The sequence below is a fragment of the Halosegnis marinus genome, assembly GCF_029338355.1.
GTDB classification, from domain to species: domain Archaea; phylum Halobacteriota; class Halobacteria; order Halobacteriales; family Haloarculaceae; genus Halosegnis; species Halosegnis marinus.
In genome coordinates, this window is the sequence record NZ_CP119802.1 from 1159529 (window position 1) to 1180655 (window position 21127).

The following is a 21127-nucleotide window of genomic DNA, read 5'->3' on the forward strand; positions in this document are numbered from 1 at the left end:
GGGCCGGCTAATGAACGCGACGGTAGGGCCCAAGCCGGGCCTCCCCGCGGCAGGCCGCGAGTGCCCGCGAGGCTCCCGCTCACTCCACGACGACGGCGTCCTCGGGGGCGAAGCCCACGGTCAGTTCCTCGCCCTCGGGCACCGTGTCGGTCCGCACCACGAGGTCGCGGCCGCGCCACGAGAGGCCGACGCGGACCGACTCGCCGAGGAACTCCGCGTACTCGACGGTGCCGGTCACACGGTTCTCCGCCGCGCCGACACGCATCGCCTCGGGCCGCACGCAGAAGGTCGTCGGCCCCTCGGCGCCCGCGACGGCGAACTCGGTCCCCTCGACCGCGACGCGGCCGTCCCGCGCCTCGCCCGCGAAGACGTTGTTCTCGCCGACGAACTCCGCGACGAACCGGGTCGCCGGCTCCCGGTACACCGCCTCGGGGGTGCCGACCTGCTCGACGCGGCCCTCGGACATGACGGCCACGCGGTCGGAGACGGCGAGCGCCTCCGCCTGGTCGTGGGTGACGTACACCGTCGTCACGCCGAGCTCCTCCTGGATGCGGCGCACCTCCCGGCGCAGGCGCTCGCGGAGGCGGGCGTCGAGCGCGCTCATCGGCTCGTCGAGCAGGAGCAGTTCGGGTTCGGGCGCGAGCGCGCGCGCCAGCGCGACCCGCTGCTGCTGCCCGCCCGAGAGCGCGCCGGGGTCGCGCTCCTCGAACCCCGACAGTCCCACGAGGTCGAGCAGTTCCGCGACGCGCGATTCCTCGTCGGGCGGGTCCTCGGCGAACCGGAGGCCGTAGGCGACGTTCTCGGCCACGCTCATGTGGGGGAACAGCGCGTACTGCTGGAAGACGACGCCCACGTCGCGCGCTTCCGGCGGGACGCCCCCCATCGGGACGCCGTCGAACAGCACCTCGCCCTCGGTCGGCTCCTCGAAGCCGGCGATGGTCCGCAGGGTGGTCGTCTTCCCGCAGCCGGAGGGGCCGACGAGCGTGAAGAACTCCCCGTCCTCGACGACGAGGTCGGCCTTGGCCAGCGCCGTCGCGTCGCCGTACCGCACCGCGACGCCTCGGAGTTCGAGGCTACTCACGGTACCGCCCCCCGACCCGGTCGATGACGACGAACGCGCCCGCGGTGACGGCGAGCAGCACCGACCCCATCGCGGTCGCGCGCCCGAGCGTCTGTCGCCCGAGGAACCGCTCGACGGCGACGGGCATCGTGTACGCGTCCGACCCCTCCGCGAGGATGACCGTGGAGTCGAACTCGCCTATCGAGATGGCGAAGGCGAACGCCGCGCCCGCCGCGACGCCCGGCATCACGAGCGGCACCTCGATGTCCACGAGCGCCCGCGCCCGGGTCGCGCCGAGCGCCCGCGCGGACTCGACCAGCCGGCGGTCCAGCCCCCCGAGCAGGGGGGCGACGTTGCGGACGACGAACGGGTACGCGCCGGTCGCGTGCGCGGCGACGATGGCGAGCGGGCCGCCGAGCGCCACGCGCGCCCCGAACACCTCGACGCCGAAGACCAGCCCCTGGAGCAGGCCGAGGCCGACGACGACGCCGGAGACGGCGAAGGGGAGCATCGCCGCGACGCCGACGAACCGCCGGCCGGCCCCGGCGAGCGCGTCCGGAACGAGCCCCCGCGGGAGGAACCGGGCGTCGCCGCCGCTCACCGAGGCGAGCGCGAGCACGATACCCATCGGAACGGCGACGAGGAGGGTGCCGACGCCGAACAGGAGGCTGTTGCGCACCGCGACGGCGGGGTTCACCTGCGCGGCCGTCGCCGTTTCCCCGCGCTGTATCAGGAACTCGTAGTACTGGACCGTCGGGCCGTTCGGCCCGGCGACGCTGGCGACGAGCATGCTCGCGATGGGGAGCGCGAACACGACGAGGACGACGAGGCCGTACGCGCCGAGCGCCAGCCGCTTCGCGTCGAGGCCGAACAGGGGTTCGCGCGCCAGCGGCGACGACACCCTGTCGCCCCGCGAGACCGCGTCCTCGTAGCGGAGGTACGCGTAGGTCAGCCCGAGCGAGACGAGCGTTTCGAGCACCGCGAGCGCCGCGGCCTCCGTCAGCTCCAGTTGGCGTACCCGGTCGTAGAGCCACACCTCGACGGTGGCGAACTCCAGCCCGCCCAGCGCGAGCACGATGGGGAACGACATGAACGTGAAGATGAAGGTGAGGAGCGCGCCGGTGGCCGCGGCGGGGAGCAGTTGGGGGACGACCACGTCGCGGAAGGCGCGCCGGCGCGACGCGCCCAGCGAGCGGGCCGTCTCGACGGCGCGGGCGTCGACGTTCTCCCACGCGGCGGCGACGATGCGGGTGACGAGCGGGGCGTTGTAGAAGGCGTGTGCGAGCACGATGATCTCGAGCGAGAACAGCAGTTCGACGGTCGGCAGGCCGACCGCGCGCAACAGGTCGTTGAGCGGCCCGCTCGCGCCGAACGCGGCGACGAACCCGACCGCGACCATGATGGAGGGGAGCACGAACGGGACGGCCGTGAGCGATTCGAGCGCGCGCCGGCCGGGGAACTCGAAGCGGGCGAGCGCGTACGCGCCGGGGAGGCCGAGCGCGAGGCTCGCGACGGTCGAGAGGAGCGCCTGCCAGACGGTGAAGCCGAACAGCCCGAACGGCGGGGCGACGCCGACGAGCGTCGCCCACAGCCGTGCGAGCGCGCCGAGCACGGTCGCATCCGGTGCGAGCGCGGCGGCGGGGACGGCGACGAGCGCGCTCCCGAGGGCCGCGGCGCTGCCGGCGGCCCACCGGAGGACGCCGGCCGGCACGCCCGCGGGGTCCGCGACGGCGCCGGCCAGCGCGCCGACGTAGAACGGGTCGGAGAGCACGTCGGCCAGCGGCGCGAGCGAGAGGCCGTCGCCGGCGACGGCCTCGGCGAGGACGGTCCCGACCGGGTAGTAGAGCATGACGACGAGCAACAGCGCCGTCGCCAGCCCCGCGAGCGGGAGCGCGACCCGCTCAGCCCTGCGCGATAGCGCGTGCCCAGTCCTCGACCCAGCCATTCAGGTTCCCCTTCAGTTCGTCGTAGGTAAACGTCACCGGGTCGGCCGGCACCTTCGCGTACTCGGCGAACTCGTCGGTGAGGTTCGCCTCCTCCTCCGGGATGGCCGGGAACTGGACGTTGCGGACGGCGATCTCCCCCTGCGCCTCGGGGGTGAGCATGAAGTCCATGAACGCCGCGGCGGTGTCCGGGCTGTCCGTGTCCGCGAAGCGGGCCATCCCCTCGGGGTTCGCGTATCCCTGGTCGTTCAGGAACGCGACCTGGTGGCGGGTCATGTCCTGGTCGTAGCGGTTCGCGTACACCTGGTCCGTCGAGTAGGAGACGACCATCGGGCGCTCGCCGTTGGAGTAGGCGTTGTTGTACGCCTCGTCCCAGCTATCGAGGATGGTGACGCCGTTGTCCTGCAGGTCGCGCCAGTAGTCGAGGTAGCCGTCCGCGCCGTACTGCTTGACCGTCCACAGCAGGAACGCGCGCCCGGGGTCGGACGACTGGGCGTTCTGTGCGAGCAGCGTGTCCTCCCACCCGGGCGAGACGAGGTCGTCGAACGTCGTCGGGCGGTCGACCGCGGACTCGTCGAAGACGAGCGCGATGTAGCCGGTGTCGTAGGGAACGGCGCGGCCGTCCGGGTCGAACCGGAGGTCCGACTTCACCGCGTCGCCGTTCGAGAGGTCGCCCGACACGTCGTCGAACAGCGCCTCGTCGAGCTCCGAGTCGATGCGTATCATCTGGTCGACGTTCAGCCCGACGTACACGTCGGCGTCGATGGGCGCGCCCTCCTGCTTGCGCCGGATGAAGTTGTTCAGCCCGGAGTCGGGCGTCGTGTACTCCACCGTGACGTCGGGGTACTCCGCCTCGAAGGCGTCCTTCAGCCACGGCCCGGCCGCGCCGTCGTCCTCGACCCACGAGGAGTACGTCGCCACGGTGAGGGTGCCGCTCGGCTCGCCGCCGCCGGAGAAGCCCGCACAGCCGGCCAGCGCCGTCGCCCCGAGCGTCCCCGCCGCGGCGAGGTAGGCCCGGCGCGTCCGTCCGTTCGATGCCGTTCGTCCCTCCGTCTTCCTGCTCATTACCGGGTAATCACACTCGGTGGTTGATAAGCCCGGCGGATGCCGGCCGTCGAAAGGGTTACGCACCCGGGGGGAGCAGGGCGGACAATGCGCGACGGGCTCCGCCGACAGTACGTGCTCGCGGGCGTGCTCCTCGTCCTGCTCGTCGCCGCGACGTTCCTGCTGCGGGCCGTCATCGGGACGGCGTTCTTCGCCGTCACCGTCGCCTACGTGCTCTACCCTCTCCGCGAGCAGTTGCTCGACCGGGGGCTCTCGCGCCGCGTCGCCGCGGCGGTGCTGTCGTCGGCCGTCTTCGGCGTCGTCCTCGTCACGCTCGCGCTCACGGCGTTCACGCTCTACCGGCGGCGCGGCGCCATCATCGCCCTGCTGAACGACCTCCCCGACGCCGTCACGGTGACCGTCGGCGAGATGACGTACACACAGCAGACGGACGCGCTCGTGGAGCCGACCATCGCGGCGCTCCGGGGCGTCGCGGTGGACGTGGCCCGCTCCGCGCCCGTCCTCGCGCTGAAGCTACTGCTCTTCGCCATCCTGCTGTACGGCCTGCTGCTCCGGCCGGGGCGGGCCGGGCGCGCGGTGTTGAACGTCGTCCCCCGCGAGTACCACGGCATCGTCCGGCGGTTTCACGGCCGGACGCGCGACACGCTCTACGGCATCTACGTCCTCCAGGCCGCGACGGCCGCGGGCACCTTCCTCATCGCCGCCGTCACGTTCTACGCGCTCGGCTACGACGCGCCGGTCACGCTCGCCGTCGCGGCCGGCGTCCTCCAGTTCATCCCCGTCGTCGGGCCGGGCGTCCTGCTCGGGGTGCTCGCCGTCGTCGATATCGTCGGAGGGAACGTCGTCCGCGCCGTCCTCGTCGCCGTCGTCGGCGGGGCCGTCGTCGGCCTGCTCCCCGACGCGGTCATCCGGCCGCGCCTCGCCAGCTACGCCGCACACCTCCCCGTGAGCCTCTACTTCGTCGGCTTCACCGGCGGCGTGCTCTCGCTCGGGGCCATCGGCTTCATCGCCGGCCCGCTCGCCGTCGCGCTCGTCGCGGAGGCCGTCGCGCTGCTGTCGGGCAACGGCGACGGGACGGAACAGGCTACCCTGTGACGAGGTCGCCGCCCTCGCGCTCCCACTCCGTCAGCGACCCCTCGTAGAACGCGAGGTCCGGGTAGCCGAGGTGCCGGAGCACGGTGTATGTGTGGCTGATGCGCCGCGCGGTGTTACAGTAGAGGACGACCCGGTCCTCGGGGTGGATGCCCCGCTCGGCGAGCAGGTCGCGCAGGTCCGCCTCGGGGAGCAACCCCCGCGTCTCGTCGTCCACGAGTTCGCGCCAGTCCAGCCGTATCGCGCCGGGGATGTGACCCTCCTCGTACTCCCACGCCTCGCGGGTGTCCACGAGCGTCGCGCCCGAGTCGATGGCCTCGCAGACGGCGTCGATGCCGACCAAGGGGCCCGAGGTGTCGAACGCCGCCTCGTAGGTCGCCGGGTCGGGGTCGGTCGCCGCCGAGGTGGTCGGGTACTCGCGCTGCCACGCCGAGAAGTCGCCGTCCAGCAGGTGGAGCAGGTCGGGGTCGTGGCCGTACAGTTCGGCCGTCACGAGGAGCCGTGCCGCGAAGACGCCGTGCGTGTCGTCGTACGCGACGACGCGGTCCGTGTTCGACACGCCGGCCCCGCCCAGCAGGTCGGCGAAGGCGTCGGCGCCGGGGAGCTTTCCGGCCTCGCCGTCGTCGCCCCGGTAGCTGTCGAACGGGACGTTCGTCGCCCCCTCGACGTGGCCGATACCCTCGAACTCCCACGCGTCGCGGACGTCCACGACGCGCACCTCCCCGCGACGGTCGGCCAGCCAGTCGGCCGAGACGACGACGTCGGTCATACCCACGCTCCGCCGCGCCCGCGCTTGAACCCGGCGGGGGCGGCGGGGAGCGTCGCCGCTCCGAGATAGCGGCAACCGAGGCCGGAAACGGTCCGCGACCGACGCGAGAACGGCTCTCACGGACGCTCGTGCCGCCCCGACGCGGCGCGCGCCGGTCGCCGGCCCCGTTCCGTCGCAATAGCGGCAACTCTTTCCCGTAGGAGGGAGCGGTGGCCGAACTGACCGGAGGGAAGACGGATATGGTCGGGAGGCGTCAATACCGGCTGTATCATGAGCGATTACGCGAAGGACGTGCTCGTCTCCGCCGACTGGGTGGAGGGGCACCTCGACGAGTTCCAGAGCGACGACCCGGCCCACCGACTGGTGGAGGTGGACGTCGACACCGAGGCGTACGACGACGCCCACGCGCCCGGCGCCATCGGCTTCAACTGGGAGACGCAACTGCAGGACCAGACGACCCGCGACGTCCTCACCAAGGACGAGTTCGAGGACCTGCTCGGGAGCCACGGCATCACCGAGGACTCCACCGTGGTGCTGTACGGCGACAACTCGAACTGGTTCGCCGCCTACACTTACTGGCAGTTCAAGTACTACGGCCACGACGACGTGAAGCTCATGGACGGCGGCCGCGAGTACTGGGTGGAGAACGACTACCCGACGACCGACGAGGTCCCGTCGTTCCCCGAACAGGAGTACACGGCCTCCGGCCCGCGCGAGTCCATCCGCGCGTATCGCGAGGACGTCGAGAACGCCGTCGAGCGCGGCATCCCGCTCGTCGACGTGCGCTCGCCCGAGGAGTTCTCCGGCGAGATACTCGCGCCCCCGGGACTCCAGGAGACGGCCCAGCGCGGCGGCCACATCCCCGGCGCGCGCAACATCTCGTGGGCGGCCGTCACGAACGACGACGGCACCTTCAAGACGTACGACGAGATCCGTGACCTCTACGCCGAGGAGGGCATCGACGGCGAGGGGACCACGGTCGCCTACTGCCGCATCGGCGAGCGCTCCTCCGTCGCGTGGTTCGCGCTCCACGAACTGCTCGGCTACGAGGACACCGTCAACTACGACGGGTCCTGGACCGAGTGGGGCAACCTCGTCGGCGCGCCCGTCGAAACCGGCTCCGCCGAGTAAACAGCCGCCTTCTCCGTTTTTCCGATGCGGTAGCGACGGCTCCGACCCCCCCCCGAGTCTACGCCGTCTAGACGAGCACCTCGACCTCGTAGCCGTGCGCCTCCAGTTCCGCTATCAACTGCGCGACGTGTTCGTGGCCGCGCGTCTCCAGGTCGAGTTCGACCTCGACGCCGCCGAGGCTCATGTCGAGGGAGGTGCGCTCGTGCTGGATACCGTAGATGTTGGCGCGCGCGTCGGCGATGATCTCGATGAGGTTCTCCAGCGCGCCGGGGCGGTCCTTGAGCGTGGTCTTCACCTTGAGGTAGCGGCCGTCCTCGACCAGCCCGCGGGTGATGACGTTCCGGAGGACGTTCAGGTCGATGTTCCCGCCGCACAGCGCGGGAACGACGACCTCGCCCTCCTCGTACTCGAAGGCCTCCTCGACCACGGCGGCGAGCGCGATGGCGCCGGCTCCCTCCACGAGCGTCTTGGAGCGTTCGAGCAGGTCCACGACGGTGCGGGCGATGGCCGCGTCGCTGACGGTGACGATGTCGTCCACGCGCTCGCGGACCACCTCGAAGGTGAGGCTCCCGGGGTGACCGACGGCGATGCCGTCCGCGATGGTGTCCACCTCGTCGGTGTCGACGACCTCGCCCTTGCGGAGCGACTGGGCCATCGCGGACGCGCCCTCGGCCTGCACGCCGACGACGCGCGTGTCGGGGTTGTTCGCCTTCACGGCGGTGGCGATGCCGGAGATGAGGCCCCCGCCGCCGACGGGGACGACGACGGTGTCCACGTCGGGACAGTCCTCGACGATCTCGAGGCCGAGCGTCCCCTGTCCGGCCATCACGTGCTCGTCGTCGAACGCGTGGACGTAGGTGCGCCCCTCCTCGCGTTCGAGTTCGTGGGCCCGCCCCTGTGCCTCGTCGTAGTCCACGCCGTGGAGGACGACCTCCGCGCCGTACGCCTTCGTCGCCTCCACCTTCGAGACGGGCGCGTACTCCGGCATCACGATCTTCGCGTCGACGCCGGCCCGCGAGGCCGCGAGCGCGACCCCCTGCGCGTGGTTGCCGGCGCTGGCGGTGACGACGCCGGCGGCGCGCTCCTCGTCGGTGAGGTGGGCGATGCGGTTGGTCGCGCCGCGTATCTTGAACGAGCCGGTGCGCTGGAGGTTCTCCAGTTTCAGGTGGACCTCCGCCCCGGTCCGGTCGGAGAAGGTGTACGAGTAGTCGAGCGGCGTGCGGCGCGCGACCTCCATCACGCGCTGGCGCGCCTCCAGCACCGCGGCGACGTCGAGCATACCTCCGGCTACCCCGGCCGGGGTTCTATGGGTTTCGGGAAAAGGTAGGGGAAGGAGCGTGTGCAGTTGCGGGAAGCACCTCCGAGTAGATAAAGCCCTGCCATGCGGAGCGAAAGTGAAACCGCACTACTGAAGCGGGGCGAAAGTAGTGTCAGACGGCCGTCGGTCGGGCGTCGTGGGTACCGATTCGCACGCTCGTGTTATCGAGTGGCATGGCGCCCCGCGACTCAAGTGGGGCGTCCGCGAACGGCGGGTATGGACCGTTCGGTGTTCCTCCGGGACGACCGCGTCGCGCTGTGTCCCGTCGAGACGGACGACGCCGCCTTCCTCGCGCGCGTCGTGAACGACCCCGAGGTGCGCGCCGGCATCGGCACGACGACCCCCTTCGCGCGCCACGACGAGCGCGAATGGATAGAGGAGGGCGAGGGAACCCACCTGCTCGTCACCGCCGACGGGGAGCGCGTCGGCCTCATCGGCTACGAACCGGTCGAGGAGCCGTGGGGCGTCGCCGAACTCGGCTACTTCCTCGACCCGGGCGCGTGGGGCAACGGCTACGCCACCGCCGCGGTCGAACTCGTCACGACGCACGCGTTCCGCGAGCGCCGCTACGAGAAGGTCGTCGCGGGCGTCTACGCGACGAATCCCGCCAGCGCGCGGGTACTGGAGAAGGCCGGCTTCGAGCGGGAGGCCGTCCTCGAACGCGAGGCGTTCCGCGACGGCGAGCGCGTGGACCTCCACCGCTACGCGCTGTTCGCCGACCGGTAGCCCCAGCGGTTTTGTGGCGCGCCGTCGAGCCTCGGCCGTGAGCACGAGCCGTGCCCTCCTCCGTGCCGCCGCCGGTATCGTCTGCGTCCTCGCCGTCGCCCGCGTCGTTACCCTCGCCTTCCCGGACGCCACGCCCGTGGTGGCGGGCGCGCTCGGCGTCGGCGTCGTCGCCGCGGCCGTCCTGTTGGCGGACCTCGGCCCGTAGCGGCCGCTGTCCGGGGAGCGTCGAAAGAAGTCGTCGGTCGGGAGCGGTTCGTGGGTCGTCGGGTGGGTGTGTGCGGCCCGCTCTACATCATGCCGCCCATACCGCCCATGCCGCCCATGCCGCCGCCCATCCCGCCGGGGGCGCCGCCCTCGTCCTCCTCGCCCTCGGTGGAGAGGTCGCCCGCGGCGATGATGTCGTCGATCTTGAGCACCAGGTTCGCGGCCTCGGTGGCGGAGGAGAGCGCCTGCTCCTTCGCGTGGGCCGGCTCGACGACGCCCGCCTCGTAGGTGTCGACCACGTCGCCGGTGAACACGTCGAGGCCGGCGTGCTCCTGCCCGTCGGCGTGCGCGGCGCGCAGGTCGACGAGCGTGTCGATGGCGTCCAGCCCGGAGTTGTCCGCGAGGACGCGCGGGATGAGTTCGAGCGAGTCCGCGAACGCCTCGACGGCGAGCTGTTCGCGCCCCTCGACGCCGTCGGCGTAGTCGCGGAGGCGCTTGGCGAGCTCGACCTCGATGGCGCCGCCGCCCGCGAGGACGCGGCCGTCGGAGACGGTCGTCGCGACCACGTCGAGCGCGTCGCCGATGCCGCGCTCGAGCTCGTCGACGACGTGCTCGGTGGAGCCGCGCAGCAGCAGGGTGACGCCGTGGGCGTCGTCGCCCTCGACGTAGAACAGCTCGTCGGCGTCGTCGCGGCTGATGTCGGCCGTGCCGAGCGCCGTCGCGTCGATGTCGTCGAGGTCGGAGACGACGGACGCGCCCGTGACCTCCTTCAGGAACTTGATGTCGGACTTCTTCGTCCGGCGGACCGCGAGGATGCCCTTCTTCGCGAGGTAGTGCTGGGCCATGTCGTCGATGCCCTTCTGGCAGAAGACGACGTCGGCGCCGGAGTCGGCGATGGCATCGACCTTCGCGCGCAGCTGCTCCTCCTCGCTGTCGAGGAACGCCTGGAGCTGGTCGGGCGAGTCGAGCTGGAGCTCGGCGTCGACGTCCGTCTCGTCCAGCTCGATGGGCTCGTTCGTCAGCAGGACGCGCGCGTCCTCGAGGTCGGTCGGCATGTCGTCGTGGACCGGGTCCTTGTCGATGACCGCGCCGTTGAGCAGCTCGGACTCGCCGGCCGAGCGGCCCGTCTGCGTCTCGATGTTGATGTACTCCAGGTCCACGACGTGGCTGCCGTCGTCCGCCTCGACGGTGACGCCGTTGACGGCGTCCACGATGAGGTTCGCGAGCAGCTCCTTGTTGAGCTCGGCCCCTTTGCCGGTCATGGAGGTCTCCGCGACCTTACGGAGCAGCTCCTCGTCGTCCGGCTCGACCCGCGTCGCGAGGTCGTCGATTTCCTCGCGCGCCTTCTCGCTCGCGAGGTGGAACCCCTTGATGACCGCCGTGGGGTGGATGTCCTGTTCGAGGAGGTCCTCGGCGTTCTTCAGGAGCTCGCCCGCGAGCGCGACCGCCGTGGTCGTGCCGTCGCCGGCCTCGTCCTCCTGTGTCTCCGCGACCTCGACGATCATCGAGGCCGTGGGGTTGTCGATGTCCATCTCCTGGAGGATGGTCACGCCGTCGTTCGTGACCGTGACGTCACCCATCGAGGAGACGAGCATCTTGTCCATGCCCTTCGGCCCCAGCGTCGAGCGTACCGCCTCCGCGACCGCCCGCGCCGCGGAGATGTTGTGTCCCTGCGCGTCCTTGTCCTTCATGCGCTGGGAGTCCTCGCCGAGAATGATCATCGGCTGGCCCTGCATTCGCTGTTGGCTCATAGTCACCCGATTGATTGTCCGTAGTTCTATATAAAAGCGACGATGCGGGGCGAGCGCGGACGGGGGCGACGGCGGGGCGACCGAGCCGCGAAACCGTCGGACGGGAACGGCTTTCCGGCGACGCTCGCCGACGCGTGTGGTACGTCGTGACGTGGCTTGCGGGGCGTTCCGAGCGGGGGTTTATACGGGTTCGGTCCAGTTCACCACGACCGACCCGACGACGAACGCGTCGCGGCTCTCCTCGTCGCGGCGCACCCGGAGCGTGTTCTCGCCCTCGCGCAGTTCCGCGCCGGTGACCGCGTCGGTCCACGACTGCCACCCGTCGGCGGGCGGGAGGTCGAACCCGGACAGCGGCTCCCCGTTGAGGAGCACCTCGTGGTCGTAGGTGCCCACGTCGTACGCCTGTATCTGGAGGTAGGCGTCGGCCGCGTCGTCGGTTCCGACCTCGAAGACGACCTCGCTCGACCGGTCGCCGGCGAACTCGGCCCACGGCACGTCGAGCGCCTCCTCGTGCGGCCCCAGCAGTTCGCCGAACTCGACGAGCGCGTGGACCGTGCGTCTGCTCATACGCCCACGAGGGGTCGCAGGACTTGAAACGTGTCGGAATCGGAACGCGGTGCTCGTCGGTTGCTCGCGTCGGAAGCGCCGGGACGGGGATTCGAACCGGAACCGGACGGTCCTGCTCTCTCGTTTCACTCGTTGCGCGGGCTGCGACCGGTAGGGTTCGAATCCCGACGACAGGCTTCGACGCTCGTGGGGTGCGAGCACACGCTACGCGGTGCTCGACGTTCGTTCGCGAGAGAACTACGCCGGGACGGGGATTTGAACCCCGGATCCATAACGGAACACGCTTTCCAGGCGTGCGCCTTACCACTCGGCCATCCCGGCTTCGTCCGTTCTACCCCGTTCGGACTGTAAAGCGTTTCGAGACGGGTCGCCGCGCGCCTACCCGAGGTACTCGTCGACGGCGTACGAGAGGACGGCGGTCACCGCCCCGACCCCGACGGCGACGACGACGGCCACGAACACCGAGATGTCCGCGCCGGTCGCCAGCCGGTAGCCGAGCGCGAGGACGGCGAACAGCAGGCCGCCGATGACGCCCCACAGCGCGCTCTCGCGGACGACGCGGCGCATCTACTCGACGGACGCGACGGCCTCTATCTCGACGGCGACGCCCTTCGGGAGCGCCCCCGCCTGCACCGCCGAGCGCGCCGGCGGCTCCGCGTCGAAGAACTCGGCGTAGGTCGCGTTCATCTCCTCGAAGTCGTCGATGTCCGCCAGGAAGACGGTGGTCTTGAGCACGTCTCCGAGCCCCGCACCCGCCTCCGCGAGCACGGCCTCCAGGTTCGAGAGCGCGAGCTCCGTCTGCTCGGACACGGGAGCGTCCGCGCGCAGGTCGCCGTCCGGCGTGAGGGGTATCTGCCCGGCGGTGAACACGAGGTCGCCGTTCGTCGTCGCCTGGCTGTACGCGCCGACGGCCGCGGGCGCGTCGTCGGTGTGGACCGTCTCCTTCATGTCCGCGGGGTCGCCGCCGCCGGCCTTAACTCCGGGGGCATCGCCCGGACCGGAGGGATTGAGACGCCGGGCCGCGTAGCCCGACTATGGACCGACCCTCGCTGCGCGCGCTCGCCGCCGGGTTCGGGGGACTGACGGCGGCCGCCGCGGGCGTCGTCGGCGTCTCCTACGCCGGGGCGCGCGGCGTCCCGCTCTCCGCGCTCCACGGCGACGCGGTCGTCGGCCCGGACTGGGCCGACCGCCACGGCCTCCGGGGGGCCGACGCCGCCGGCGAGATGGAGAGCCTCGCCGCCTACGCCCGTCCGGGGTTCACGCCCGACGGCGTCCACCCCGACGTGCGCGCGCTGTACGAACACACGAGCGACTTCGAGATGACGCTCGACGCGACGTGGCACCGCCCCTTCCGCCTCGGGGCGCGCCTCGCTTCCCGGTGGACGGACCGGGTCGAACAGCTGAACCTCCCGGGACCGGGCGGCGACCCGAAGCGGCTCCGGAGCGACCTCGCCGACCTCGCGGCGTGGGCCGCGCGCGAGGACCCGCGCGAGGAGCCCCGGCTGTGGATACGGACGGACACGCGCACCGACGACGGCGTCTTCGTCGCGGTGTACGCCAGCCACGTCCGCGACGGCGAGCGGTTCGTCAACATCGCCGTTCCCCTCCCCGGCGCGAACCTCGCCACCGTCCTCCGGATGCGCCACCGCGGCGACGGCATCGAACTCACCACCGACTGCCCGGACGGCGGGCTGTACCTCCACACGGGCGCGGGGGCGTTCGCCCTCCCGGCGAGCCAGCGGTTCCTCGTCCTCCCGGGTCGCGACCCCGCCGCGCCGGACCCGCCCGCCGGCGTGGACCGCTACGACGCCGACGTGCTCGCGCGCCAGCGCATCCGCCTGTTCGGCCTGCCGCTCGTGACGGTCCGGTACGCCGCCGTCCGGGAGTGAGCGCGCGCGAGCGATGGAGTTTTCCACGCCCCGAGCGCTACCGGACCCAATGGAGTTGGAGTCGGTGCCCGGCGTCGGCGCGAAGACGGCGGAGCGCCTCCGCGAACTCGACGACCCGGAGGGGGCGCTCGAACGCGGGGACGTGGCGGCCATCGCCCGCGCGCCCGGCGTCTCCGAGGGTCGGGCGGCCCGCATCGCCCGCGGGGCCATCCGCGCGCGCCACGGCGACGACACGGACGTCCTCGCCACCGACCGGGCGCGGGAACTGTACCGCGACGCGCTCGGCCTCGTGCAGGAGCGGGCCGTCACCGATTACGCGGCGCGGCGGCTGGAGACGTTCTACCCCTCGGCGAGCGCCGACCGCATCGCCGAGGCCCACGAGTTCACGGAGCGGGCCGTCGAGCGCGACCCCGACGAGGAGGTGCTCGCGGCCCTCGACGGAGTCGCCCCCCTCGACGAGCCGCGGGACGTGCGCGTGCGCGACCGCTGTCTGGCGACGACGGACGCCGAGACGTTCTCGAAGGCGCGCGCCGAGTTCCCCGAACTCTCCGTCGAACTCGTGGAGGACGCCCGCGGGCTGGCGGACCTCGCGCGCGGCTACGCTACGGTCGTCGCGCTGGACGAGGCCTTTACGGGGGTCGAGGTGGAGGGCGACGTGCGCGTCGAGCCGACCGCCTTCGACGACCCCGTCTCCGTGGTGCCGGAGCGGGCGCTCGCCTTCTTCGCGCGCAACCGCGACCGGGTGCGCGCCGCCGCCCGCGTCCACGCGGCCGCCGGGCTCGACGCCCCGCTCGACGTGGACGCCGTGGACGACGCGCTCGCCAGACTGACCGAGGACGGCACCGTCGCGGACGACGACGAACTCGACCGCCTCACCGTGGCCGTGGACGACCTCGACGCCGCGGTGTCGATGGCCGAGAGCGTCGCCAACGACCGCCTCCGTGAGGCCATCGAGGAGCGCGACGTGACCATCGAGGGCGCGGACCTGCTCTCGCTCGTGGAGCGGGGCGCGGGCGTCGACTCGCTGCTCGACCGCGAACTCGCCGACGAGTACGCCGACGCCGTCGCGGCCGCCCGCGACCACCTCGTGGACGCGCTCTCGCTGTCGGACCACGAGACGCTCGCGCGCACCGCCTTCCCCGACGACCCCACGTTTCCCGTGGAGGCGGACGACCGCGTGACCTCGAAGCTCCGCGAACAGCTCTCGGCGGCGCGGGACCGCCGGGCAGCCCGGCTGAAGCGCGACCTCGCCGAACGGCTCGCGGACCTCCGGGGGCCGGCCGCCGACCTCGTGGACGCCGCGCTCGAACTCGACGTGGAACTCGCGGTCGCGCGCTTCGCCCGCGACTTCGCGTGTACGATGCCGACGTTCGAGGGGCGCGGCTTCGAAATCGAGGGCGGACGCTCGCCGCTGCTCGACGTGCCCTTCGCCGAGGCCGAGCCGGTCGACTACGGGGTCGAGGGGGTCGCCGTCCTCTCGGGCGTCAATTCGGGGGGGAAGACCTCGACGCTCGACCTCGTCGGCCTCGTCGCCGTCCTCGCGCAGATGGGCCTGCCCGTCCCCGCCGAGTCGGCCCGCGTCGAGCGGTTCGAGGCGGTTCACTACCAGGCGAAGTCGCAGGGCACCCTCGACGCGGGCGCGTTCGAGGCGACGCTCCGGGAGTTCGGGGCGCTGGCGACGGGCGACGCGAAGCGGCTGGTGCTGGTGGACGAACTCGAATCCATCACCGAACCGGGCGCGTCGGCGCTCATCATCGCCGGCATCCTGGAGGCGCTCGCGGACTCCGACTCCACGGCCGTCTTCGTCTCGCACCTCGCCGGCGAGATACGCGACGCCGCGGGCATCGACGTGACCGTGGACGGCATCGAGGCCGTCGGCCTGGAGGACGGCGAACTCGTCGTGAACCGCTCGCCCCGGAAGGACCACCTCGCGCGCTCGACGCCCGAGTTAATCGTCGAGAAACTCGCCGAGGCCGACGAGGGCGAGGCGGACTTCTACCGCGACCTGCTCGCGAAGTTCTGAGCAGCGCCCATACGCTTATGGGGTCCCGGTAGCGAGGTGGAAGTGAAAATGGCCGGGGACATGCTCGGGTGGGACGAGTCCGTCTTCCGCGACGAGGGCGTCTTCGACTTCGAGTACGTCCCGGAGACGTTCCGCCACCGCGACGAGCAGATGGAGACGCTGAAGTACGCGCTCCGGCCCGCCGTGCGGGGCTCGCGACCGCTCAACGTGATGGCGCGCGGCCCGCCTGGCACCGGCAAGACGACCGCGGTCCAGAAGCTCTTCGGCGAACTGTCGGGCGTCTCGGACGTGCGCACGGTGCGCGTCAACTGTCAGGTGGACTCGACGCGCTACTCCGTCTTCTCGCGGCTGTTCGAGGGGCTGTTCGAGTACGAGCCGCCCACCTCGGGCATCTCGTTCAAGAAGCTGTTCGGGCAGATAACCGACAAGCTCGTCGAGGACGACGAGGTGATGGTCGTCGCGCTCGACGACGTGAACTACCTGTTCTACGAGAACGAGGCCTCCGACACGCTCTACTCGCTCCTTCGCGCGCACGAGGCCCACGCCGGCGCGAAGATCGGCGTCGTCGTCGTCTCCTCGGACCTCGACCTCGATGTCATCGCGGAACTCGACGGCCGCGTCCAGTCCGTGTTCCGGCCCGAGGAGGTGTACTTCGGGAAGTACGGCGAGCGGGAGATAGCCGACATCCTCTCCGAGCGCGTCGAGCGCGGCTTCCGGGAGGGCGCGGTCGGCCCGCAGGTGCTCGACCGGGTGGCCGCGCTCACCGCCGACGCGGGCGGCGACCTCCGGGTCGGCATCGACCTGCTCCGGCGCGCGGGCCTCAACGCCGAGATGCGCGGCTCCACCGAGGTCGCGGTCGAGGACGTGGACGACGCCTACGAGAAGGCGAAACACGTCCACCTCTCGCGGCACCTCCGCGGGCTCTCGGAGTCCGAGCGGGCGTTCGTCCGCGTCCTCGCGGAACACGACGGGAAGCGGGCCGGCGACGTCTTCGACGCCTTCCACGACGAGACGGGCCTCGGCTACACGCGCTACTCGGAGATAATCAACAAGCTGGACCAGCTCGGCCTCATCGACGCGGAGTACGCCGAGGTGGAGGGGCGCGGGCGGTCGCGGGAGCTGTCGCTGTCGTACGACGCCGAGGCGGTGCTCGACCGCCTAGAGTAGGTCCGCCGACGCCACGACCTCGGCGAACTCGCCCGAGAGCTGTGCCAGCGCCGTCCGGTGGACGAGGTCGGCGTCGAACCGCTCGCCGTCCAGTTCGCGGTCGTGGGTCGCCGTCGCGTCCGCGACCACCCGAACGGAGAAGCCGAGGTTCTCGGCCATCCGCGTCGTCGTGGAGACGCAGTGGTCCGTCGTCAGCCCGCAGACGACGAGGTGGTCGTGGCCGCGCTCGCGGAGCCACGCTTCCAGGTCGGTGCCGACGAAGGCGCTGTTGACCCGCTTCGTTACGACGTGTTCGCCCTCTCGCGGCTCCAGCCCCTCCTTCCACGCGAACCCCGGGTTCTCCGAGCGAAGCGGGGAGTCGGGTTCCGTCGAGTCGTGGCGGGCGTGGACGACGGGGTCGCCGCGCTCGCGCCACGCGGCGAGCAGGTCGCGGGCACGGGCCTCCGCGTCGGGGTTGTTGCGCTCGCCCCACCCCGGTTCGTCGAACCCCGTCTGGAGGTCGACGAGCAGGAGGACGGCGCTCACTGTATCGCGGGCCGGCGTATCGGCTCGGCCTTCGGGTGGTCGCGCGACACCCGGATGGGCGGGCGCGCCAACGGGTGTTCGTCCCCCGTCGGGAGCATGTACTGGTGCCACTCGCGGTCTCCCTCGACGCCCCAGTCGCCGAGCAGGGGGTGGGCCGGCAGGTCGTCGTACTCGCCCAGCCGCGACTGGATTATCTCCCGGGCCTGCTGCCCGGTCGGGTGGTCGGCCGTGACGTTCAGGTTCTCGAACAGCGCCCGCGGCTGGAAGGTGATCTCGAGGCCGACGGGACAGTACCGGCTCCGCCGGTCCTCGTAGAACGGCGCACGGCAGGTGGGGAACATCGGCTCGCCGCCGAAGGAGAACTCCCACTCCGGGTGGTCGGGGTCGGTGGGGATGGACGCGGGCCACGGCTCCGGGTCGTGGACGTGGAGGAACTGGAGGACGTTCCACAGCGCCTCGTGGTACTCCCGCTCGTCCCACTCGCGCTCGGGCGGCCGGAAGAACGTCACGAGCGACGCGCGGTCGCCGTGGTCGGGCCAGACGGCGAGGTACTCCAGCAGCGTCTCGCCGAGGTCGCGCAGCGCCGCCGGGTCGGTCATCGAGTCGCAGACGGTGTACAGCGGGTCGCCGTTGCGCACCGACTCCGCGCCGAAGAAACACGGGAACGGCGAGCCGTTCCGCTCGCCCGTCAGCCCCGCCTCGAACGTCTCCCAGTGGTCGCGGACCCAGTCGGGGGTGTCCGCGCGGCCGACCCGGCGGACGAACGTGGACTGGTCCATGAGGCTCCCCAACCCCGGTTCGTTCATACCCTCCATCCGAGTCGCGCCGGAATGAGGGTTCCGTCGCCGGCGCGCGGGTGGACACGCGTCCGATTCGCCGGGCGTCGGGGCGGACGACTTTCGACACCGGCGAGGGATGCCGGTTTGGTACGACGGAACACAGTATCGTTATAATCGGGCGTGTCCTTCACACACGCATGCCGAAATGCCAGAACTGCAGTTCGTTCGTGACTGCGGCGTACGCGCGTGTCTTCACTCCCAACGGCATCGAGAACCCCCGAGTGTGCCCCCAGTGTGAGGACAAGATCCGCGACGGTGCGGACGTGCGCGAGGCCCGCTCCACCCGACGGACGTAATCAGTTCTGGCGAACCGCGTCCGCGACGAGACCGCTCGCGTCCTCGAATATCTCCGCCGCCCGCTCCTCCTCCCGCGCCTCCGCCGTCACCCTGACGAGCGGCTGGGTCCCGCTCGCTCTGAGCAGGAACCAGCCGCCGTCGACCCCGACGCGGACCCCGTCGAGCGTCGTCACGTCGTCGTACTCGGCGAGCACGCGCTCGCGGACCCGCTCCATCACCGCCGCCTTGTCCGCCACTTCGACCGCGTCGCGCCGGATGGGGTAGGCGGGGAGCTCCGCCGCCCGTTCCGCGAGCGGCCGTTCTGCGGCCAGTTCGACGAGCTTACAGGCCGCGTAGGGGCCGTCCGGGCACAGCGTCTCCGTCGGCCATATCCACGCGCCCGACGGCTCCCCGCCGAAGGCCACGTCCGGGGCCGCGGCGGCCTCGGCGACGTACACGTCCCCGACCGGGGTGCGCTCGACGCCGACGCCCCGCTCCGCGAGGTAGTCCTCGACGGCGAGGCTCGTGTCCACGGGGACGGCCACCCGCTCGCCCTCGGCCGCGGCGTCGGCCGCGAACAGCGCGAGCGTCCCGTCCCCCGAGAGGAAGGTGCCGTCGCCCGCGACCGCCCGGAGGCGGTCGGCGTCGCCGTCGTGGGCGATACCGAGGTCGGCGTCCGTCGCCCCGACGAGCGCGGCCAGCGACCCGCAGTGCTCGGCGGTCGGCTCCGAGGGCCGGCCCGGAAACGCCCCGTCCGGCTGGGCGTTGAGCGTCTCCACGTCGCAGCCGAGCCGCGACAGCGCGTCGACGGTCACCCCGCCCGCGCCGTTGCCGAGGTCGACGACGACCGAGAGGGCCGCGGGGTCGGTCGCCGCGACGAGGTGGTCGGCGTGACGGTCGGTCGCCCCGCCCGCCGTCCGGTCGCCGAGACCGTCCCACGCTTCGAGCGACGGGTCGCCGGCGGCGATGCGCTCCTCGACGTCCGCCCGGCGGTCGGCGCCGAACGCCTGTCCCGACGGCTGCCAGAGTTTGAGACCGTTGTCGGGCGCGGGATTGTGGCTCGCCGTCACCGACACGCCCGCGCCGGCGTCGAACCACGCGACTGCCCGCGCGACGGTCGGCGTGCTCGCGAGTCCGAGGTCGACCACATCGACGCCCGTCTCCCGCAGCCCCGCCGCCAGTGCGTCCGCGAGCATCGCCCCCGACTCGCGCGGGTCGCGGCCCACGACGACGCGCCGCGGGTCGCCCCGGTCGGCGAGGTGTCCCCCGACGGCCCGCCCCACGTCGAGCGCGAGCGCCGCGGTCACCTCGTCGCCGACGGGCCCCCGAACGCCGCTCGTTCCGAACAGTGACATGGTCGGGCCGTCGCGGCGGCGCGAGAAAACGCCTCCGACCGTCCGCGCGGGCAGGGGCCGGCTAACAATACGTCGGGGACGACGGCGGGCGGACCCCGGCTCCCGACGGCCGCGGCCGCGCGGACCGCTCAGGCCGGCTCCCAGTTGCAACTCGTCCCCGTCGCCAACCCCTCGCGCTCGACGTACTCGGTCAGACACGCCCAGTTGCAGAAGGGGTACTCCGTCCCGTCGTGGGTCGCGCGCACGGGGTCGTGTGCCTCGACGCGACAGCCGCAGAACGCGCAGTCGGTCATGTTCGGGGATGGGACGGCGCGGGGCAAAACGGTGACGGCGACCGCGGGGTTTTCGGCGTCGCGGCGAGCACGGGCGCGTATGAAACGGACCGGCGGGTCGGATGCGGCGAAGCGGCGGGCGGGCGAGGCCGCGGCCGACCGGGTGACCGACGGGCAGGTCGTCGGCCTCGGGACGGGGAGCACGGCGGCCCACGCGATACGGGCGCTCGGTCGCGCGGCCGATTCGGGGCTCGACGTGCGCGGGATTCCCACCTCCTTCGCGTCGCGCCAGTTGGCCCGCGAGGTCGGCGTGCCGCTGACGACGCTCGAGGAGGCGACGCCCGACGTGGCCATCGACGGGGCCGACGAGGTGTGCGAGCGGCCGGGCGGCTTCGACCTCGTGAAGGGGGGCGGGGCCGCCCACACCCGCGAGAAGTACGTCGACTCGGCGGCCGACGACCTGCTCGTGGTCGCGGACCCCTCGAAGCTCGCGGACCCGCTCGCGGGGCCCATACCCGTGGCGGTGGTGCCGGACGCCCGGCCGGTCGTCGCGGCGGCGGTCCGCGAACTGGGCGGGGAGCCGACCCTGCGCGCGGCCGAACACAAGGACGGCCCCGTCGTCACGGACGACGGGAACCTCGTCCTCGACTGCGCGTTCGACGGCTTCGACCCCGACGAGCTGTCGGCGGCGCTGTCGGCGACGCCGGGGGTCGTGGAGCACGGACTGTTCTGCGGGCTGGCGGACGCGGTGTTCGTCGGGACCGAGGACGGCGTCGAGGTGCTGGAGGCCTCGCCCGAATAGCGCCGCCGCTACCCGGGTAGCGCGCAAAGAAGCGGGGATTGTTGTCGCTCGAGAGCCGGACTTACAGGTCGCGCGGCTGGACCGTCTTGCGGTCGTTCTCGTCGGCGCGGCGGGCGGCGTCGTCGAGGAGCTCCGCGACCTCCTCGTCGAGCGCGTCGTAGAAGTCCGACGCAACGTTCATGTCATCGAGCGCTTCCTTCACAGCGGCCTTGACGATCAGGTCTGCCATACACGCCGGCGTAAACATACGCGACTTATATACTTTCCTGATTGGCTGGCGGTAGGGGCCTTCTCGCGGTCGTTCTCCGTGTGGAACCGGGCAGGATTCTCCGGCATCCGCGACAGCCGGTCGC

At 71.9% G+C, this 21127-nt stretch carries 23 protein-coding genes and 1 tRNA gene; 9 read left to right on the top strand and 15 right to left on the bottom strand.

What is annotated here, in order from left to right; genetic code table 11:
* Positions 1 to 79: 79 nt before the first annotated feature.
* Genes P2T37_RS06455 through P2T37_RS06465 form a run of 3 tightly spaced genes read right to left on the bottom strand, consistent with a single transcriptional unit; the run spans position 80 to position 4068 of the window.
* A complete protein-coding gene (locus tag P2T37_RS06455) occupies positions 80 to 1081 on the bottom strand; it encodes an ABC transporter ATP-binding protein (RefSeq protein ID WP_276235979.1) in 1002 nt (333 codons plus the stop codon).
* On the bottom strand, positions 1074 to 3005 hold the full coding sequence (locus P2T37_RS06460) for an ABC transporter permease (protein WP_276235980.1): 1932 nt from the start codon (positions 3003 to 3005) through the stop codon (positions 1074 to 1076). Before P2T37_RS06460 ends, P2T37_RS06455 begins: the two co-directional genes overlap by 8 nt.
* Positions 2962 to 4068 (bottom strand): thiamine ABC transporter substrate-binding protein, encoded by a 1107-nt coding sequence (locus P2T37_RS06465; protein WP_276235982.1) that lies wholly within the window; start codon positions 4066 to 4068, stop codon positions 2962 to 2964. Before P2T37_RS06465 ends, P2T37_RS06460 begins: the two co-directional genes overlap by 44 nt.
* 87 nt (positions 4069 to 4155) lie before the next feature.
* Between P2T37_RS06465 and P2T37_RS06470 the strand changes: the two genes are divergently transcribed.
* Positions 4156 to 5163, top strand: coding sequence for an AI-2E family transporter (locus P2T37_RS06470; RefSeq protein ID WP_276235983.1), 1008 nt, complete (start codon positions 4156 to 4158; stop codon positions 5161 to 5163).
* Here the strand turns inward: P2T37_RS06470 and P2T37_RS06475 are convergent.
* Entirely contained in the window at positions 5153 to 5929 is a 777-nt protein-coding gene (locus tag P2T37_RS06475; RefSeq protein WP_276235984.1) for a sulfurtransferase, read from the bottom strand. The genes P2T37_RS06470 and P2T37_RS06475 overlap by 11 nt on opposite strands.
* A 270-nt stretch (positions 5930 to 6199) precedes the next feature.
* On the opposite strand from P2T37_RS06475, the gene P2T37_RS06480 reads away from it, so the two are divergent.
* Positions 6200 to 7060, top strand: a complete 861-nt coding sequence (locus P2T37_RS06480; RefSeq protein ID WP_276235985.1) for a sulfurtransferase — start codon at positions 6200 to 6202, stop codon at positions 7058 to 7060.
* 67 nt (positions 7061 to 7127) lie between these two features.
* Here the strand turns inward: P2T37_RS06480 and ilvA are convergent, their stop codons facing one another.
* Entirely contained in the window at positions 7128 to 8339 is a 1212-nt protein-coding gene (ilvA, locus tag P2T37_RS06485; RefSeq protein WP_276235986.1) for a threonine ammonia-lyase, read from the bottom strand.
* A gap of 255 nt (positions 8340 to 8594) precedes the next feature.
* On the opposite strand from ilvA, the gene P2T37_RS06490 reads away from it, so the two are divergent.
* Together P2T37_RS06490 and P2T37_RS06495 are read left to right on the top strand one after the other, a co-directional pair.
* Positions 8595 to 9104, top strand: a complete 510-nt coding sequence (locus tag P2T37_RS06490; RefSeq protein WP_276235987.1) for a GNAT family N-acetyltransferase — start codon at positions 8595 to 8597, stop codon at positions 9102 to 9104.
* Positions 9105 to 9141: 37 nt separating this feature from the next.
* A complete protein-coding gene (locus tag P2T37_RS06495) occupies positions 9142 to 9309 on the top strand; it encodes a hypothetical protein (RefSeq protein WP_276235988.1) in 168 nt (55 codons plus the stop codon).
* 82 nt (positions 9310 to 9391) lie between these two features.
* On the opposite strand, the gene thsB is transcribed toward P2T37_RS06495, so the two are convergent.
* From thsB to P2T37_RS06520, 5 genes are all read right to left on the bottom strand, one after another.
* Positions 9392 to 11029, bottom strand: coding sequence for a thermosome subunit beta (gene thsB / locus P2T37_RS06500; protein ID WP_382211823.1), 1638 nt, complete (start codon positions 11027 to 11029; stop codon positions 9392 to 9394).
* 210 nt (positions 11030 to 11239) lie between these two features.
* Positions 11240 to 11626 (bottom strand): DUF7383 domain-containing protein, encoded by a 387-nt coding sequence (locus P2T37_RS06505; RefSeq protein WP_276235989.1) that lies wholly within the window; start codon positions 11624 to 11626, stop codon positions 11240 to 11242.
* A gap of 240 nt (positions 11627 to 11866) precedes the next feature.
* Positions 11867 to 11947 (bottom strand) — tRNA-Ser (locus P2T37_RS06510).
* A gap of 57 nt (positions 11948 to 12004) precedes the next feature.
* On the bottom strand, positions 12005 to 12193 hold the full coding sequence (locus P2T37_RS06515; RefSeq protein ID WP_276235990.1) for a DUF7981 family protein: 189 nt from the start codon (positions 12191 to 12193) through the stop codon (positions 12005 to 12007).
* Positions 12194 to 12574 carry a Rid family detoxifying hydrolase gene (locus P2T37_RS06520; RefSeq protein ID WP_276235991.1) on the bottom strand — a complete coding sequence of 127 codons (381 nt, stop codon included), beginning with the start codon at positions 12572 to 12574 and terminating at the stop codon, positions 12194 to 12196.
* Positions 12575 to 12660: 86 nt separating this feature from the next.
* Between P2T37_RS06520 and P2T37_RS06525 the strand changes: the two genes are divergently transcribed.
* The 3 genes from P2T37_RS06525 to P2T37_RS06535 are packed head-to-tail and all read left to right on the top strand — an operon-like array spanning position 12661 to position 16705.
* Positions 12661 to 13515 (top strand): hypothetical protein, encoded by an 855-nt coding sequence (locus P2T37_RS06525; protein WP_276235992.1) that lies wholly within the window; start codon positions 12661 to 12663, stop codon positions 13513 to 13515.
* A gap of 49 nt (positions 13516 to 13564) precedes the next feature.
* Complete coding sequence (locus P2T37_RS06530; protein WP_276235993.1) at positions 13565 to 15538, top strand: MutS-related protein; 1974 nt, start codon at positions 13565 to 13567, stop codon at positions 15536 to 15538.
* Positions 15539 to 15586: 48 nt separating this feature from the next.
* Entirely contained in the window at positions 15587 to 16705 is a 1119-nt protein-coding gene (locus P2T37_RS06535) for an ORC1-type DNA replication protein (RefSeq protein ID WP_276235994.1), read from the top strand.
* On the opposite strand, the gene P2T37_RS06540 is transcribed toward P2T37_RS06535, so the two are convergent.
* Both P2T37_RS06540 and P2T37_RS06545 read right to left on the bottom strand, forming a co-directional pair.
* A complete protein-coding gene (locus P2T37_RS06540) occupies positions 16697 to 17230 on the bottom strand; it encodes a cysteine hydrolase family protein (RefSeq protein WP_276235995.1) in 534 nt (177 codons plus the stop codon). The genes P2T37_RS06535 and P2T37_RS06540 overlap by 9 nt on opposite strands.
* On the bottom strand, positions 17227 to 18036 hold the full coding sequence (locus P2T37_RS06545) for a YqcI/YcgG family protein (protein WP_276235996.1): 810 nt from the start codon (positions 18034 to 18036) through the stop codon (positions 17227 to 17229). The genes P2T37_RS06540 and P2T37_RS06545 overlap by 4 nt, the downstream gene beginning before the upstream one ends.
* A 170-nt stretch (positions 18037 to 18206) precedes the next feature.
* Here P2T37_RS06545 and P2T37_RS15455 point away from each other — a divergent pair, with 170 nt between their 5' ends.
* Positions 18207 to 18365 (top strand): DUF7563 family protein, encoded by a 159-nt coding sequence (locus P2T37_RS15455; protein WP_420028483.1) that lies wholly within the window; start codon positions 18207 to 18209, stop codon positions 18363 to 18365.
* Here P2T37_RS15455 and glmM read toward each other — a convergent pair whose 3' ends face one another.
* Together glmM and P2T37_RS06555 are read right to left on the bottom strand one after the other, a co-directional pair.
* A complete protein-coding gene (gene glmM / locus P2T37_RS06550; RefSeq protein ID WP_276235997.1) occupies positions 18366 to 19700 on the bottom strand; it encodes a phosphoglucosamine mutase in 1335 nt (444 codons plus the stop codon).
* Positions 19701 to 19828: 128 nt separating this feature from the next.
* Complete coding sequence (locus P2T37_RS06555; protein ID WP_276235998.1) at positions 19829 to 19993, bottom strand: hypothetical protein; 165 nt, start codon at positions 19991 to 19993, stop codon at positions 19829 to 19831.
* A 79-nt stretch (positions 19994 to 20072) separates the two neighbouring features.
* On the opposite strand from P2T37_RS06555, the gene rpiA reads away from it, so the two are divergent.
* Entirely contained in the window at positions 20073 to 20774 is a 702-nt protein-coding gene (gene rpiA, locus P2T37_RS06560) for a ribose-5-phosphate isomerase RpiA (RefSeq protein ID WP_276235999.1), read from the top strand.
* A 61-nt stretch (positions 20775 to 20835) separates the two neighbouring features.
* On the opposite strand, the gene P2T37_RS06565 is transcribed toward rpiA, so the two are convergent.
* Positions 20836 to 21003 carry a DUF1931 domain-containing protein gene (locus P2T37_RS06565; RefSeq protein WP_276236000.1) on the bottom strand — a complete coding sequence of 56 codons (168 nt, stop codon included), beginning with the start codon at positions 21001 to 21003 and terminating at the stop codon, positions 20836 to 20838.
* Positions 21004 to 21127 lie beyond the last annotated feature (124 nt).

What these genes read in the sequence shown, in the direction of transcription:
- ilvA (WP_276235986.1), bottom strand. Translation starts at nt 8,339, where the DNA reads ATGCTCGACGTCGCCGCGGTGCTGGAGGCGCGCCAGCGCGTGATGGAG.
- P2T37_RS06530 (WP_276235993.1), top strand. Translation starts at nt 13,565, where the DNA reads ATGGAGTTGGAGTCGGTGCCCGGCGTCGGCGCGAAGACGGCGGAGCGC.
- P2T37_RS06480 (WP_276235985.1), top strand. Translation starts at nt 6,200, where the DNA reads ATGAGCGATTACGCGAAGGACGTGCTCGTCTCCGCCGACTGGGTGGAG.
- P2T37_RS06525 (WP_276235992.1), top strand. Translation starts at nt 12,661, where the DNA reads ATGGACCGACCCTCGCTGCGCGCGCTCGCCGCCGGGTTCGGGGGACTG.
- P2T37_RS06535 (WP_276235994.1), top strand. Translation starts at nt 15,587, where the DNA reads ATGGCCGGGGACATGCTCGGGTGGGACGAGTCCGTCTTCCGCGACGAG.
- P2T37_RS15455 (WP_420028483.1), top strand. Translation starts at nt 18,207, where the DNA reads ATGCCGAAATGCCAGAACTGCAGTTCGTTCGTGACTGCGGCGTACGCG.
- P2T37_RS06520 (WP_276235991.1), bottom strand. Translation starts at nt 12,574, where the DNA reads ATGAAGGAGACGGTCCACACCGACGACGCGCCCGCGGCCGTCGGCGCG.
- P2T37_RS06465 (WP_276235982.1), bottom strand. Translation starts at nt 4,068, where the DNA reads ATGAGCAGGAAGACGGAGGGACGAACGGCATCGAACGGACGGACGCGC.
- P2T37_RS06505 (WP_276235989.1), bottom strand. Translation starts at nt 11,626, where the DNA reads ATGAGCAGACGCACGGTCCACGCGCTCGTCGAGTTCGGCGAACTGCTG.
- P2T37_RS06555 (WP_276235998.1), bottom strand. Translation starts at nt 19,993, where the DNA reads ATGACCGACTGCGCGTTCTGCGGCTGTCGCGTCGAGGCACACGACCCC.
- P2T37_RS06470 (WP_276235983.1), top strand. Translation starts at nt 4,156, where the DNA reads ATGCGCGACGGGCTCCGCCGACAGTACGTGCTCGCGGGCGTGCTCCTC.
- P2T37_RS06565 (WP_276236000.1), bottom strand. Translation starts at nt 21,003, where the DNA reads ATGGCAGACCTGATCGTCAAGGCCGCTGTGAAGGAAGCGCTCGATGAC.
- P2T37_RS06545 (WP_276235996.1), bottom strand. Translation starts at nt 18,036, where the DNA reads ATGAACGAACCGGGGTTGGGGAGCCTCATGGACCAGTCCACGTTCGTC.
- P2T37_RS06515 (WP_276235990.1), bottom strand. Translation starts at nt 12,193, where the DNA reads ATGCGCCGCGTCGTCCGCGAGAGCGCGCTGTGGGGCGTCATCGGCGGC.
- P2T37_RS06475 (WP_276235984.1), bottom strand. Translation starts at nt 5,929, where the DNA reads ATGACCGACGTCGTCGTCTCGGCCGACTGGCTGGCCGACCGTCGCGGG.
- P2T37_RS06460 (WP_276235980.1), bottom strand. Translation starts at nt 3,005, where the DNA reads ATGGCTGGGTCGAGGACTGGGCACGCGCTATCGCGCAGGGCTGAGCGG.
- P2T37_RS06490 (WP_276235987.1), top strand. Translation starts at nt 8,595, where the DNA reads ATGGACCGTTCGGTGTTCCTCCGGGACGACCGCGTCGCGCTGTGTCCC.
- rpiA (WP_276235999.1), top strand. Translation starts at nt 20,073, where the DNA reads ATGAAACGGACCGGCGGGTCGGATGCGGCGAAGCGGCGGGCGGGCGAG.
- glmM (WP_276235997.1), bottom strand. Translation starts at nt 19,700, where the DNA reads ATGTCACTGTTCGGAACGAGCGGCGTTCGGGGGCCCGTCGGCGACGAG.
- thsB (WP_382211823.1), bottom strand. Translation starts at nt 11,029, where the DNA reads ATGATCATTCTCGGCGAGGACTCCCAGCGCATGAAGGACAAGGACGCG.